Source organism: Corynebacterium sp. NML 150383 (genome assembly GCF_002285085.1).
GTDB classification, from domain to species: domain Bacteria; phylum Actinomycetota; class Actinomycetes; order Mycobacteriales; family Mycobacteriaceae; genus Corynebacterium; species Corynebacterium gottingense.
The window spans coordinates 44,493-58,303 of record NZ_NSGK01000002.1; the positions used below are offsets into that span (position 1 = coordinate 44,493).

General features: G+C 62.5%; 16 protein-coding genes. 3 read left to right on the forward strand and 13 right to left on the reverse strand.

The genetic code is table 11. The features are described 5' to 3' along the window. The first annotated feature begins 144 nt into the window (after positions 1–144). Positions 145–999, forward strand: a complete 855-nt coding sequence (locus tag CKJ85_RS02210) for a GDSL-type esterase/lipase family protein (protein WP_095553293.1) — start codon at positions 145–147, stop codon at positions 997–999. Here CKJ85_RS02210 and CKJ85_RS02215 read toward each other — a convergent pair. After that, a complete protein-coding gene (locus CKJ85_RS02215; protein ID WP_095553294.1) occupies positions 980–1,942 on the reverse strand; it encodes a hypothetical protein in 963 nt (320 codons plus the stop codon). The genes CKJ85_RS02210 and CKJ85_RS02215 overlap by 20 nt on opposite strands. Then, complete coding sequence (locus tag CKJ85_RS02220; protein ID WP_095553295.1) at positions 1,939–2,337, reverse strand: PadR family transcriptional regulator; 399 nt, start codon at positions 2,335–2,337, stop codon at positions 1,939–1,941. The genes CKJ85_RS02215 and CKJ85_RS02220 overlap by 4 nt, the downstream gene beginning before the upstream one ends. A 108-nt stretch (positions 2,338–2,445) precedes the next feature. Between CKJ85_RS02220 and CKJ85_RS02225 the strand changes: the two genes are divergently transcribed. Continuing rightward, entirely contained in the window at positions 2,446–3,546 is a 1,101-nt protein-coding gene (locus CKJ85_RS02225; protein WP_095553296.1) for an S-(hydroxymethyl)mycothiol dehydrogenase, read from the forward strand. A gap of 25 nt (positions 3,547–3,571) precedes the next feature. After that, a complete protein-coding gene (locus CKJ85_RS02230) occupies positions 3,572–4,198 on the forward strand; it encodes an MBL fold metallo-hydrolase (protein ID WP_095553297.1) in 627 nt (208 codons plus the stop codon). Between the two features lie 23 nt (positions 4,199–4,221). Here the strand turns inward: CKJ85_RS02230 and CKJ85_RS02235 are convergent, their stop codons facing one another. From CKJ85_RS02235 to rfbB, 11 genes are all read right to left on the reverse strand, one after another. Further along, on the reverse strand, positions 4,222–5,244 hold the full coding sequence (locus CKJ85_RS02235; protein WP_198947132.1) for a DUF4928 family protein: 1,023 nt from the start codon (positions 5,242–5,244) through the stop codon (positions 4,222–4,224). Beyond that, positions 5,225–6,364, reverse strand: coding sequence for a DNA cytosine methyltransferase (locus CKJ85_RS02240; protein ID WP_095553298.1), 1,140 nt, complete (start codon positions 6,362–6,364; stop codon positions 5,225–5,227). The genes CKJ85_RS02235 and CKJ85_RS02240 overlap by 20 nt, the downstream gene beginning before the upstream one ends. A 76-nt stretch (positions 6,365–6,440) precedes the next feature. Next, complete coding sequence (locus CKJ85_RS02245; protein ID WP_233126917.1) at positions 6,441–7,154, reverse strand: thioredoxin domain-containing protein; 714 nt, start codon at positions 7,152–7,154, stop codon at positions 6,441–6,443. 13 nt (positions 7,155–7,167) lie between these two features. Beyond that, positions 7,168–7,536 (reverse strand): DUF2304 domain-containing protein, encoded by a 369-nt coding sequence (locus tag CKJ85_RS02250; RefSeq protein ID WP_095535199.1) that lies wholly within the window; start codon positions 7,534–7,536, stop codon positions 7,168–7,170. After that, on the reverse strand, positions 7,533–8,285 hold the full coding sequence (locus CKJ85_RS02255; protein ID WP_095547719.1) for a glycosyltransferase family 2 protein: 753 nt from the start codon (positions 8,283–8,285) through the stop codon (positions 7,533–7,535). The genes CKJ85_RS02250 and CKJ85_RS02255 overlap by 4 nt, the downstream gene beginning before the upstream one ends. 88 nt (positions 8,286–8,373) lie before the next feature. Then, complete coding sequence (locus CKJ85_RS02260; protein ID WP_095547718.1) at positions 8,374–9,147, reverse strand: glycosyltransferase; 774 nt, start codon at positions 9,145–9,147, stop codon at positions 8,374–8,376. A 108-nt stretch (positions 9,148–9,255) separates the two neighbouring features. Then, positions 9,256–9,945, reverse strand: coding sequence for a hypothetical protein (locus tag CKJ85_RS11750; protein WP_133064815.1), 690 nt, complete (start codon positions 9,943–9,945; stop codon positions 9,256–9,258). Between the two features lie 102 nt (positions 9,946–10,047). Then, entirely contained in the window at positions 10,048–10,911 is an 864-nt protein-coding gene (rfbA, locus tag CKJ85_RS02270) for a glucose-1-phosphate thymidylyltransferase RfbA (RefSeq protein ID WP_095553300.1), read from the reverse strand. Between the two features lie 50 nt (positions 10,912–10,961). Continuing rightward, the gene (locus CKJ85_RS11955) at positions 10,962–11,432 is read right to left on the reverse strand and encodes a hypothetical protein (RefSeq protein ID WP_095553301.1); all 471 of its coding nucleotides are present in this window, start codon (positions 11,430–11,432) and stop codon (positions 10,962–10,964) included. A gap of 52 nt (positions 11,433–11,484) precedes the next feature. Continuing rightward, positions 11,485–12,807, reverse strand: coding sequence for a sugar nucleotide-binding protein (locus tag CKJ85_RS02280; RefSeq protein WP_095553302.1), 1,323 nt, complete (start codon positions 12,805–12,807; stop codon positions 11,485–11,487). 21 nt (positions 12,808–12,828) lie between these two features. After that, positions 12,829–13,809: a dTDP-glucose 4,6-dehydratase gene (gene rfbB, locus CKJ85_RS02285; protein ID WP_095553303.1), complete on the reverse strand. Its 981-nt coding sequence runs from the start codon at positions 13,807–13,809 to the stop codon at positions 12,829–12,831. Positions 13,810–13,811 lie beyond the last annotated feature (2 nt).

Consider the following 13,811-nt stretch of genomic DNA (forward strand, 5'->3'; position numbering starts at 1 on the left):
TTAGTTACACAAAAAGAGTTGGGATGTTAATTCAGTAAACGTATGTGACTTATGTTGTGGTGAAAGTATGGCACGGGTAACGTTTGTCCACGACTTGGGGATACACATCCTGTACATAATGCCGCCACAAGGAGCATACGGAACATGACGCGCACTTCACTTCGTACCAAGGTTGCCGCCACCTGCGCAGCGGTCCTGGCCACCATCGGCTCCGTCGGGGCTGCCGGCACGGCCGTCGCACCGGCCGCGCAGGCGCAGGAGCGAAACCTGGTCATCCTCGGCGACTCCGTTATCGCGGACCCGAGCGGCCCGCAGTGGGCGGCGGGCAAGCTCGGGCTGGACCCGCGCGGTTCCTCTTCCGTGACCACGTGGTGCCCGACCTCGCCAACCAGCTGGGGCAAGCAGGCGGCCGGCCGACTCGGGCTGCCCGCCTGGGACTACTCCTGCACGGGCACGGTCTCTATCCAGAAGGGGCCGCAGTTCGCCTCCCAGGTCACCCGCGCCGTCAACGAGGGCGGCCTGACCCCCAGCACGGCCCGCGTGATCATCTCCACCGGTTTCAACGACACTTACCACAACGACGGGCGCGATCGAGCCGCTTTTCGACGCGACTTTGTCGCCGCCATGGTGCCGCAGATCAACCGCATTCGCGCCGCCGCCCCTAATGCGCGCATCCAGATCGTCGGCTACCCCAAGATCACGCAGGGTGATCGCGTCTGCCTCTTCCATGTAGCGCCGAACGTGTCGGACTACACCCCGTTCGCGGCGGTGCAGGAGTGGGAGGACTCCGCGCAGTGGGCGCAGGTTGACCTTGCGCGCGCGACCGGTGTGGAGTTCCTGGACATGAAGCCGTCCACCTGGAACAACAACATGTGCTCACCGGATAACCAGCGCATGTGGGCCGGCCTCGTAGACTTCTACGGCGGGCCGGGCAATCTGCCCATCCACGTGAACCAGCGCGGCCACGCCCACGTCGCGGCTATGATTGCCGCATCTTAAGCAGTGAGTAGATCGCTGCCGCGGCGGAGCATACCGCGGCGATGCTGAACATGACGATGCCGAACATGTTTGGCCCGTCTTCGCTGAAGTAGTTGAGCGCCATGTTGGCGAGCATGAGCAAGAATACGCCGGCGTTGATGCTGGCGGCGCGCTGCAACTTACGCTTCGGGCGCGACGGAAGGCTGTGCGCGTAGCGCTTTGCGTCGCCGAATTCTTCCTCCACCGTCGTGCCGTTTTCCTCGGCGAACGCGTGGGCCTCCGCAAGCACTTCGCGGATCTCGCGCTCGCGGTACTCACCACGGGCGCGCAGCTCCCTGGCGACCGTGGTGTCCCAATCGCCGGTGGGGGCGGCGTTGAGAGGCGCGCGCTTCTTCCACGGCAGGAAGAACGCTGCGGCCGACATGACCAGTGCCAGGATGAGGCCCCACCCGTTGCCAAACGGCAGGTCGATCGTGCTCAGCGCCATAATGAGCCACGCGCCGAGGAGGCTGAACGCCACGAGCGGGATGGCGGAAATGGCACCGGCCTTCCACTTCGCCATGCGGGTGTAGAGATTCCAGTACGTTGCCAGCGTGGCGCTCAGCCCGAGCGCGAGGACTGCCGGGGCGATCGCCATGCCAAGGGTGACGTCATCGTTCCAGGTGGAGATGGTAGTCCCGATGGCGAAGCCTGCCGTGGCGACGAAGAAGATCCAGGCCAGGCGCGGTGGGCGCGCCAGTCCCTGACCGACGAACGGGTCCGTGCCACCGTGTGCCAGGTCGTCGCGGACCTCGGCGGCGTGGGATTCTGCCCACTCGTCGGCCTTGCCAAAGGCGGCCTCGGGTGTGAGCCCGTCGGCGTCTGCGTGCGCTGCGGCATCGGTGGCGGCTTGCTCGGCCGCGTCGCGGGAAAAGCCGTGGTTGAGGGTGAGGACGAGGGTTGCGCGGTCGGTCCAGAAGCTCATTTCGTGTCCTTTCGGGTCGCGGTAGAAGCGCTAGAAGCAGCAGAAGCAGCAGAGTCAGCGGGGGCGGTGCCGGTGGTGTGCGTTGGCCCGTCGCGAAGCGCCGCCTTGAGCTGGTCGAGTTGGGTGCCGTAGTCGAAGAGCTCGGCCTTGCCCTTGGTGGTGATGGAGTAGGTCTTGCGGCCGGGCCCGCTTTCGCTGGGGGCCCAGTGGGCTTCGATGAGGTCGGCGTTCTCGAGCTTGCCCAGGACGGGGTAGAGGGAGCCGCCCTTTGGTCTGCCGAAGCCGAGCGATTCGAGCGATTGTGCGATGGCGTAGCCGTGCGCGGGCCCGTCGGCGAGGCATCGGAGGACCGCAGCCGGCATGAAGGCGCGTATCCAAGGTTGGGGGAATTTCATGTACCTAAGTATGAAATGTATCTAGGTATGTGTCAAGGCTTTGGTTGGTGTGAGGGGCCAGTGCTCGGATAGTTGACAGATCTCCAAATTTCGGTACGGTAGGGCCCTATGAGTATCCAAAAGGTCCAAGGAGTGATCGCCCGCGAGAAGGGCGCAGACGTTGAAGTCACCACCATCGTCATCCCGGAGCCGGGCCCCAACGATGTAGTGGTGAAAGTCCAGGCCACCGGTGTGTGTCACACCGACCTGGCATACCGTGACGGCGACATCGAGGACGCTTTCCCCTTCCTCCTCGGCCACGAAACCGCTGGCGTGGTCGACACGGTCGGCGAGGACGTCACCCACGTGGCACCCGGCGATTTTGTCGTGCTGAACTGGCGCGCAGTCTGCGGTGAGTGCCGCGCCTGCCGCAAGGGCGACACGAAGAACTGCTTCAACACCCACAACGCCTCCAAGGGCATGACCCTGGAGGACGGCACCGAGCTCACCCCGGCGCTGGGCATCGGCTCGTTCGCGGAGAAGACCCTGGTCCACGAGCTGCAGTGCACCAAGGTGAACCCGGACGAGGATCCGGCGGCCGCGGGCCTGCTCGGCTGCGGCATCATGGCCGGCCTCGGTGCGGCCGTGAACACCGGCGACATCCAGCGCGGCGATTCCGTCGCCGTCTTCGGCCTGGGCGGCGTTGGCCTGGCCGCAGTGGCGGGTGCTGCGCTCGCGGGCGCATCGAAGATCATCGCGGTGGACATTGACCAGCGCAAGTGCGACGCCGCCACCGAGACCTTCGGCGCCACCCACGCCGTGTGCGCGAAGGACCTCAGCGAGCAGGAGGTCATTGATAAGGTCCGCGAGCTCACCGACGGCTTCGGTACCGACGTGGCGATCGACGCCGTGGGTATCCAGCCCACCTGGCGCCAGGCCTTCTACTCGCGCGACCTGGCCGGCCGCATGGTCATGGTGGGCGTGCCCAACCAGACCGACCACATCGACGTGCCGGCTATCGACGTCTACGGACGCGGCGGCTCCATCAAGCCGGCCTGGTACGGCGACTGCCTGCCGGAGCGCGATTTCCCCACCTACGTCGACCTGCACCTGCAGGGCCGCTTCCCGCTGGGCGAGTTCGTCTCCGAGCGCATCGGTATTGCCGATGTGGAGGACGCTTTTGTCAAGATGAAGCGTGGCGACGTGTTGCGCAGCGTCGTCGAGTTCTAGTCAGACCGAGCCCGAAAGGACCACCATGACATTCCGCGTAGAAAACGTTGTCACCTCCGGCCTGTTCAAGCTGGACGGCGGCGAGTGGGAGGTGGACAACAACGTCTGGATCGTCGGCGACGACAGCGAGGTCTACATCATCGACGCCGCCCACGACGCCAACGCCATCGCCGCCGCGGTGGGCGACCGCCGGGTGAAGGGCATCATTGCCACCCACGGGCACTCGGACCACATCGACGCCGCGCCGGAGCTCTCTCGCCTGGTCAACGCGCCGGTGTACCTGCACCCCACCGACGGTTTCCTGTGGCAGCGCGAGAACCCCAACGCGCAGTATGAGCAGCTTGTCGACGGCACCACGTTCCAGATCGCCGGCACCGACCTCAAGGTGCTGTCTACCCCGGGCCACTCGCCCGGCTCCGTGGTCGTCTACGCGCAGGAGGCCGGCGAGCTGTTCTCGGGCGACACCCTGTTCCAGGGCGGCCCGGGCGCTACAGGTCGCTCGTTCTCGTCCTTTGACACCATCATCCACTCCCTGCAGACGTCCGTACTGGACCTGCCCGCGGAGACGGTGGTGCGCACCGGCCACGGCGACCACACCACCATCGGTGCGGAGGCCCCGCACCTGGAGGAGTGGATCCGCCGCGGCTACTAGGGCGACTGCCTAGACCCTCGCCTTTAGAAGCCTTGCTCGTCTGCCATTTTGCTGAGCCATTTCGGCTCGTCAACACGCAGAGAGAGGTCGGATTCGACATCCTCGATTCGTTCGTTGTAACGGCGAATGAGGCGAGCGAGGCCTTCACGGATCTGGTCAGAGCTGTACAGAGCGAGCTCCTCGATGTTCGTCCCAATGTAGGATTCTGCCTCGACTATGCCCACGCTGTGGTCAATCGCGGCGACTTCGGCGAGCTGTTTCGCTGCCAGAACACGAGATGCGGGAACGATAATTACTGGGCGTACCTCTTCGGATAGGTTCTCCCGGCATCGGTCCATGAGCTTCTCCATTGGAGAAACGGTCACGTGAAACGCGGTGGTGCCTAACTGGAAATCGCCGTAGCGGTCAGTCTGGAGATCCGCTGTGTTGGCTTTATCCCGTCCCACATCGAGATCCGGGAAACGGAGCTCAAGTTTTGCGCCAATCAGGTGTTGGAGTACTGCGCCGGTGGGACGGTCTTCTCGGGCGGCAGCTGCCTCGAGAATCTCGCCAACCGTGAGTGAAACGGGCTTGCGGTGGTTCAGGTCGACTTTGATCCGTTGTTTGTCAAAGTAATCAACTTTTGCTTTTTCGACGAAAAAGGACTCGAGTTGATCCGCTAGAGCTGCAACGTCTACCCCGTCGATGTTGACGCGATTCCAGCGCGCAACGAGACCTTGTGCCTTAGGGATTGTTCCGCGGGAGGTTCTCCCACCTTCAGAGGTGTATTTTCTGTGCTCGCCGTGTTCAGCCAGGATTTTCTTTATTGCTGTGCCAGAAAGGCCGCGAACCTGACTTTGATTTTCGGAGAGTAGACGTTCCTGGGGGATTGGCAAACCATCGCGGACCATCCTAGAAACGATTAACCCAACATTGATCGTATTCGTTTTCGCACTTCTATCTCGCTTGCGATGGTCTTCATACCAGTCTGTCGCTTCACCGAGAAGTTCGATGAACGCTTCTTCTACGCGACTCGTATTTGAGTCGTTAGAGTGCATGCTCGTCATATGCGCCCCCTCGAGTCTGCAGCGTAAGCGGAACCAGCGCTTCTCGCGAAAGCCAGGACACAACTGGTACAGCTACCGCATCGCCAAAACCGTAATGAATCTGGGACTCTCGTAATCCTCTGAGGTTGTACCACCCGGCCCCCATGAGGCGGGCGTACTCGAGCCCGGTCATCCAGCGAACTCGGATCTGGCCGTGTCCCATAACCGCTACCGCCTGTTTCGAGGAGCCGCCACGTGCCGTACGCAAGCATCCCGCGATGTCTTCCGCGCGCATTTCCCAGGTAGGCACACCGTTTCGCGTCCTCCGGTAAGCAGTGCGAGCGGACAATTCGCGCGCGTTGATGAACCCATCAGCACGCAGCCTTTGCGTCGGTGACATGGAGCGGATGAAGTTGTCGGTTCGCTGGCTGTCCCACCACCGTGAGTCATCATCTGCGAGGTGCTCGATTTCGCTGCTGAGCCCCTCCTTACGCGGAGCGGGAATGGGTGGGAAAGGAAATTTGAAGGTGCGAAAACCATCCTCTTGGTGCACCCACGCCACTGAGTCTGGTCGCAGTGCGGTGTCGTCCTTGCCTCCTTCGAGTGGTCGCTTTGCGCCTATGAGGAAAAGCCTTGGACGGGATTGCGGGACAAACCGGCGTGCATCGATGGTGACGACATCTACTGCGTACCCGAGCCCATTGAATTCCCGGATCGCGGCGCGGAGATCGTCGCCGCCATGGGAAGACGCGAGGCCGACAACATTCTCCAAGACTGCCACGCTTGGTCCGCGATCCCCCATGCCGCGGAGGACTTTGGTGAAACCGAAGAACGCGGATGATTCCCGACCGCTGATCCCACTTCGTTTTCCAGCAAGTGACAGATCCGTGCAAGGGGAGGAAGACCAGGCTATGTCTGCATGCGGCACTTGGTCGGGGTCCACATCAAACACGTTTTCCAGTGCAAAGTCATCGCCGCCCCACTGGCCCGAGTACATGGCAAATTTATTCTTGTCGTAGTCGTTTGCCCAAACCGTCGAAATTCCAGCATCAGACATCCCGGCTCGCGCGAGGCCGATACCAGCGAAGAACTCGATAGCCGTCGGCTGGCCAGTTGATGGGACGGGATATAAATGAGACATGGGGGACTCCTCGAGGAGCGGTTGAACTTAGGGCTGTCTAGCTTAGCGAAAGTCGCATACGAGTTTTTGCTGGCCCCTACGCCCCGGCTTTTTCAAGCTCTGCGTCGATGACCTGGGCAAACTTCTCGTAGGGCAGTGCACCCTCGAGCACCTGGCCGTTGATGATAAAGGTCGGGGTGGCGGTGACCTCGGACTGCTGGGCGAGCGTGTTCGCCTCCGAAAGCGCCTGGTCGTACTTGTCACTTTCCGCGTCCGAGCGGAACTGCTCGAGGTCCGGCACGCCGGCCTCCTTGGCAAAGCCCGCGAGCTCGTCGAGGGAGAAGTCCGGGTGGCCCTCCACCTTGGAGGCGGCCGCGACGTAGGCTTCCTGGAACTCGAAGAACTTGCCCTGGTCCGCAGCGGCGCGGCCGGCGCGCGCCCCGTTGAGGGCGCCTTGTCCGTTGATGACAAAGTCGTTCATCTCGAAGCGGACCTTGCCGGTGTCCACGTACTGCTCCACAATCTCCGGCATCGTTTGCGCGGCGAAGCGCATGCAGTAGGGGCAGGCCCAGTCGGAGAACTCGGAGATGACGACGGGGGCGTCGACGTCGCCAAGCGCCATGGCGTCGTCGGCCTCGCGGCGAGCAACATCCACCTTCGGGGCCTCTGCCTGGGTAGACTGCTGGGCCGTCTCCGTCGCGGCGGGCGGCGTCGCGGTCTGGTTGCCAATGAGATATCCGCCCACGCCGGTGCCGATGGCGAGCACGGCCGTAAAGGCCCACATCAGGGGCGGGATCTTCGTATCGCTCACGGTAAAACTGCTCCTATTCAGGTTGCGATGCTTGAGGCGCTGCGCCGTACGGATCTTCCGGGCGCACCGCATTCTGCAAGGCTACCGCGCGGGCCAAGCGGGCATAACGTAGCTCCTGTTCGCGGAACCGAGTCCACGTGGAAATGGTGGTGAAGAAGAACGCGAAGATGAGCGCGTACAGCATGAGATCCGTGCCGCGAGACACCCCGAGCCAGTTGGCCAGCACCGTGACGTCGTCGGGGCGCAGGATCGCCCAGATTGCCGCGAAGACGAGCACCACGAAACCGAGCTTGACCCACGCCTTCGCGTTCGCCTTCTTGCGGTGAGTGAAGAAGTAGATGACCAGCACCAGGGTCGCCAGGATGAGGAACAGCTGGATCATGGGAGCCTCCTTGCCACAATGCCGTCCGCGAGGATGTTCACACCGTTGATCAGGGACTGGCCCTTGCTCATGGAGTACTCGGTGTACAGGATGTCCACCGGCTCCTCAGCCACGCGCCACCCCCGCGCATCAATCATGCTGACAATTTCGGAGGCGTGCGACATCCCATTCATGCGGATGTTCATCTCGTGTGCCACTTTGGCATTGAAGGCGCGCAGGCCGTTGTGCGCGTCGGTCAGCCCAAGTCTGCGGGTGCGAGGGGAAAGGAGCACCACCGTTCTCAGCACGAGACGCTTGATCCACGGCACCTGCGTCTCCTCCTGGCCTGCAAAGCGGGTGCCCACGACGATGTCAATCGGCTCGGTGCGCAGCCGGTGGATCATGCGCTTAACGTCTTTGACCTGGTGCTGGCCGTCGGCGTCGAAAGTGACAAAGTACTTCGCGCCGGGCTGAGTACGCGCGTACTCAACACCCGTCTGGATCGCGGCACCCTGGCCAAGGTTCACCGGGTGGTTGACCAGGTGTGCGCCCGCAGCGTGGATCGACTCGGCGGAGTTGTCGTGCGAGCCGTCATTGACCGCCACGATATTGGGAAACGTTTCCCGCGCGTGCTCCAACACGTCCTGGATGACCTGACCCTCGTTGTAGCAGGGGACGATGAGCCAGGTGTCGGTGAAGGACTCGTGCGCGCCCTGTTCGCGCCCTGGGTATTGCGCCGAATGCTTATCGACGCCGCGAGATTGGTTCATAGCGCTCAATACGTTACCGGTCTCGATGGAAAAGTAGGGCGTACACGCGCGTGAGCAGCCTGTGAGGAATAGTCAGCGAAAACGGTGTTCACTTACTTCGATGGAACAGCACGCCATATGCGCGCTGCATGAGGTGTAGTGGGAGCGCGCGGTAGAGGTTTCGGAGGACGAAGTTGAGGCGCGCGCGCACCGGCGAGACTAGGCCATACTGAACCAGCGCGGTTTGAAGTTCTCTTTCAGCCTCGCGTACGTTGTTCGCGGAACGGCGTCTGAACTGGTCTTGATCCACTCGAAAATATGTTAGAGGTTCTGGGAGATTATAAAGTTTCTTCCCCTGCGAGATCATGCGTGCCCATAAATCGTAGTCCTCCATGCCACGTAGATCGCGGTAACCTCCTACGGCAAGTACGTCGGCGGTGCGAAACATTACCGAAGGGTGGTTCATTGGGGAGTTGAGTCGGACGTATTTTGCAATCGCCGAGGGAGATTCCGGCAGTTTTCTAATATTGCCGTGACCCGCTTCGTTGAACTCCCTCATCGAGGAGCCGACTACCGAGATGTCAGGGTGCTTACTGAGGAAACTGAGCTGAGTCTCGATGCGGTGTGGGAAAGCGGCATCGTCCGAGTCAAGGCGTGCGACAAATTCGGTGTCGACTGCACGAAGACCAGCTGCCAGAGCTTTCCCGAGGCCAACATTTTCTTCCAACGGTAGCGTATCGACGTTGTTGAGAAGCGAATGGACGTCCTGGGCGATTGGGCCGTCGAGAACTACGAGAATGCGTTCGGGCGGTCGAGTCTGTGCTTGTAGGCTCTTCAGGGCGAAGGCGAGATCTTCAGCTTTCGTATTTGCGTATACGGACATGAGTACTGTGACTTCGCCTACGCGCAATGACTTGACCTGCTTTTCTTCGAATTGTGAACGTGTGATCTCAGGGCAAATTTCTCTGAAGCCCTGAGATTTCACATCTGGCTAGTTCAAGGTTTTTAAAATACCATTCCCCGACCATGTGTGGCAGAAGTTGACTGCTTTTCTCCAGTCATTTCCTGCGGCGACAGCTGCCCACCTTCCTTGAGCATTGTTGTATAGGTCCATTTCCTTCTCAGCTTGCGGACCGGTTGTGAACTTCTCGTGATTAGTCCCAATCAGTTTCGCTGCATTTTCTCCGAGATCGATTGTCATTGATGCGCTCCACCAGCAGTGACGCCAGGCGTCTCCTCTTCCGTTGTGTGAGGAAGTCGGATAGAAGCGAATAGCTTCGTCGGAAGCGTGATCGGCGAGTTGCTTTGCTTTGTAGCATTTGGACGCGCCTAGCGTGATGCCGCATTGAGCAATCTCAGCAGCACTTAAAACGGTTCGGCTGTAGGCTGATCGCGTTTGTGCGTTTGGGTGCGCAAGGGCGGCTGCATCTTCAAGCTCCGCTGTGACTGCGAGTTTGGTTTCCAGACTGAGGTTGTCGAATTCCTGCCAAAATTCCTCTTCGGAAAGAGTGCGATTTTGTTCGATGAAGGCTTTCGCATCAGCTTCTGCTGTCGGAGTGATTCGGCTTCGGTCAACGCTGCTAAAACCTTCGGTATCAAGCTCCTGGGTATCCGCGTGGGCGAGAGGTGTTAAGCCTAGGGTAAGTGCGAGCATTGCTGCTGCGGTGATTTTTGCCAACATGGCATCTCCTTGGTGTTGGGGGAGGGGGGACCGCGGTGGTTTTCCGGGTAAAAGAATTGTACCAAAAATTAGAGCGGGAAAATGACTTTCCCGTGACTTCTCCTAGTCCCGCGCTGCGTCCAACAAGTAGCGCCCGTAACCCGATTTCAGCGTGGCGCGGCCGAGGGCCTCGAGCGCGTCGCGGGAGATGAACCCCTCCCGGTAGGCGGCCACCTCGGGCGAGCCGATGATGGTACCGGTGCGCTTCTGCATGACCTCCACGTACGCGCTGGCCTCGCTCATGGAATCAATGGTGCCGGTGTCTAGCCACACGTCCCCGCGGTGCAGCCGGTGGACCTTCAGCGCGCCCTCGCGCAGGTAGGCCTCGTTCACGCTGGTGATTTCCAGCTCGCCGCGCGCGCTCGGGGTGATCTGTTTAGCAATCTCCACCACCTTGCTGTCGTAGAAGTACAGGCCCACGACGGCGAAGTTGGACTTCGGTGTATCCGGCTTTTCCTCGATGGACAGGGCGGTACCTGTTGCATCGAACTCGACGACACCGTAGCGCTGCGGGTCCGAGACCTCGTAGGCGAAGATGGCACCGCCGTCCACGTCGCGGGTCTCGCCAAGAATCCGGGTGAGCTGCGTGCCCTCGAAGATGTTATCCCCCAGCACGAGTGCGACCGAGTCGTCGCCGATGAAATCCTCCCCGATGATGAAGGCCTGCGCGAGCCCATCCGGGGAGGGTTGGACTGCGTAGTTGAGCATGACTCCGAAGCGTGAGCCGTCGCCAAGCAAACGCTTGAACGCGCCCGCGTCCTCCGGGGTGGTGATGATGAGGATGTCGCGGATACCTGCGCTGATCAGCGTGGTCAGCGGGTAGTAGATCATCGGCTTGTCATAAATGGGCATGAGCTGCTTCGAAATGCCCTGCGTGATCGGGTACAGGCGCGTGCCGGACCCGCCGGCCAGAATGATGCCTCGCATGCGTCCCAGACTAGCCGGTCACACGACGTCCACCCGCGCTGATGCCGCGTTTACTCCTGTGCCATTTCCTTCATGAAGTCTTCGAAGGTGTAGCGGCCGGCGGCGATCTCGCGCACGTCGAACCTCACTGCCAGGCCCAGCACCGTGGTGAGCACGCCCAGTACGAGCAACGCGATCTGCGGCTTGCTGATCTTGGAGAAATCGCCGCTGGACATCGCCTGCAGGATGTCCGGGGCGGAGGGCGCGGCCGTCGACGTGGTGGTGGTCGGCGTGATCGTGGGGGTGGTGGTGACCGTGACCGTCGGGGTTGTCACGGTGGTGGGACTCGGGGTGGCGGTCGGCGTTGCGGTTGCGGTGGTGGTCCCGGTTGCCGTTGCCGTCGGAGTGGCAGACATCATCCCCGTCGTTCCCGTCGGTTCTGTCTGCGCAGCGTGTGCCGGGACCACAAGGCCCGCGGCGCCTAGGACGGCGACGGTGGCCAACGCGACGGACTGCGTGCGAGACATCTGCGTGCGAGACATGGTGGAGCTCCTTTTACGGTTTCCTCAGGCAAAGCAAGTTCAGCGTCTAAACCTACTGCATCGCAAGGTGCAGGGCGAGTGCTGCTCGCCAATTGGTCGGCGTGAATCCGGTCGCCTTGATCTTGTCCAGGCTTAGCGTGGACTCCGCCGGACGGCGCGCCTCCGGTCCGTTGAGCTCGGCGTACTGCGCGGTGGTCACCGGGTGTACCTCGGAGGGGGCGTGGCCGACGCCGATGAACACGGCCATGGCGATCTCGTCGCGGCCCACCGCGTCCCCGTCCGAGGTCAGGTTGTACACCCCGTACTCGGCCCGGGTGCGAAGCAGGTGCGCGATGCCCTTGGCCAGGTCCTCGGCGTACGTGGGGCGGCCGCGCTGGTCCATGATCACCTTCGGCTCCACCCCGCGCGCGGCAAGACCTGCCATCGTGGACATGAAGTTGTTGCCGTCGCCGAAGACCCAGGCGGTGCGCACCACGTAGTGCTTGCGCGCCACCTGCGCCGCGGTATCGCCCGCGGCCTTCGACGCCCCGTAGGCCGACAGCGGGGAGGGAGTCTCCGCCTCGTCGTGGACCTCGCGGGTGCCGTCGAAGATGTAGTCGCTGGACACGTGGACCAGCGTCAGGTCGTGGGCATTGCTTATCCGCGCCAATTTTGCTGGCGCCTCAGCGTTGACCGCCCAGGCGGTGGCGCGGTCGTCCTCGGCACCGTTGACGTCGTTGTACGCGGCGCAGTTGATCACGGCCCAGTACTGGGAGAAGTCCAGGTCGGGCATGTCGGTGAGGTCGAACTCTTCGTGGGTGAAAAAGTCGGCCTCATCCTCGCCGTACACCTGCCTGAGTGCCCGGCCCAGCTGGCCGTTCGCGCCGGTGACGAGGATTTTGCGGGGTGGGACTGGCGTGGCGTCGGCAAGCATCGGGTGCTTCGTGTCTGCCTCCGAAAGCTCGGTGGGCTCGAGCGGCCACTCGACTTCCTTGTACGAGCAAAACGCATACGCTCCGTCCGGGTTGTAGCGCTGATTGACCAGGTAGATGTAGGTCGTGGCGTCCTCGAGCGCCTGGAAGCCGTTGGCCACGCCGCGCGGGACGAACACCGCGATGTCCGGGGTGATCTCCAAACCGAACGTTTTGCCGTAGGTGAGCGAGCCCTCGCGCATGTCCACCCACGCGGCGTAGACGCGGCCCGAGGCCACCGAGACCCACTTGTCCCACGGCTCGGCGTGCATCCCGCGGGTGGCGCCGCGCCGGGCGTTGAAGCTCACGTTCTGCTGCGCGGGCACGAGCGCCTGGCCTGCCCAGTTCTCCTTGAACCAGCCGCGATTGTCCTTGTGGACGGTCAGCCGTTCAACCTGCAGGCCTTGAATCGGGGTGTCACACATGCTCGCCAGTGTAGAGCCTGCCTACTGGCCGCGCGCCGCGTAGCCCGCCTCCACCGCGTCCTTGCCCGCGGCCCACCAGGACTCGTGATCGCGGTACCAGGCAATCGTCTGCTCCAGGCCCGCGCGCAGATCCGTGTAGCGCGGCTGCCAGCCCAGCTCGCGGCGCAGCTTCGTCGCGTCCATGGTGTAGCGCTGGTCGTGGCCGGGGCGGTCCGCGACGTGCTCGTAGGTGCCGCCCATCAGCTCGCAGATGTCCTCGATGACCTGCTTGTTGGTCACGTGCGCGCCGCCGGCCCCGATGTTGTAGGTCTGGCCCAGCTCGCCGCGCTCCAGGATGGTGAGCACCGCGTCGTTGTGGTCGTCCACGTGGATCCAGTCGCGCACCTGCGCGCCCGTTCCGTACAGTTTCGCGGGCTCGCCACGCAACAGGTTGGTGATCTGCCGGGGGATGAACTTCTCCACGTGCTGGTAGGGGCCGTAATTGTTGGAGCAGTTGGAGATGGTCGCCGGGATGCCAAAGGAGCGGACCCACGCGCGCACCAGGTGGTCCGATCCCGCCTTCGTCGCCGAGTAGGGCGAGGACGGGTTGTACGGCGTTGCCTCAGTGAAGGCGTCCGTGCCGCCGAGGGCGAGGTCGCCGAAGACCTCGTCGGTGGAAATGTGGTGCAGCCGCGCGCCGTGCTCGCGCACCGCCTCGAGCAGCGTGTACGTGCCCACCAGGTTCGTCTGGATAAACGCCGAGGGATCGCGCAGCGAGTTGTCGTTGTGCGATTCCGCCGCGAAGTGCACCACGGTGTCGGCGCGCGCGACGAGGCGGTTGACCAGTGGGGCGTCGGCGACATCGCCAAGCACAAGCTCCACGTCGCACCCGGCGAGGCTGTCCCGATTGCCCGCGTAGGTGAGCTTGTCCAGCACCACAATCTTGTCCACCCTGCTGAGCGCCATGCGCACGAAGTTGGACCCGATGAACCCGGCACCGCCGGTGACCAGCATTGTTCCCATAG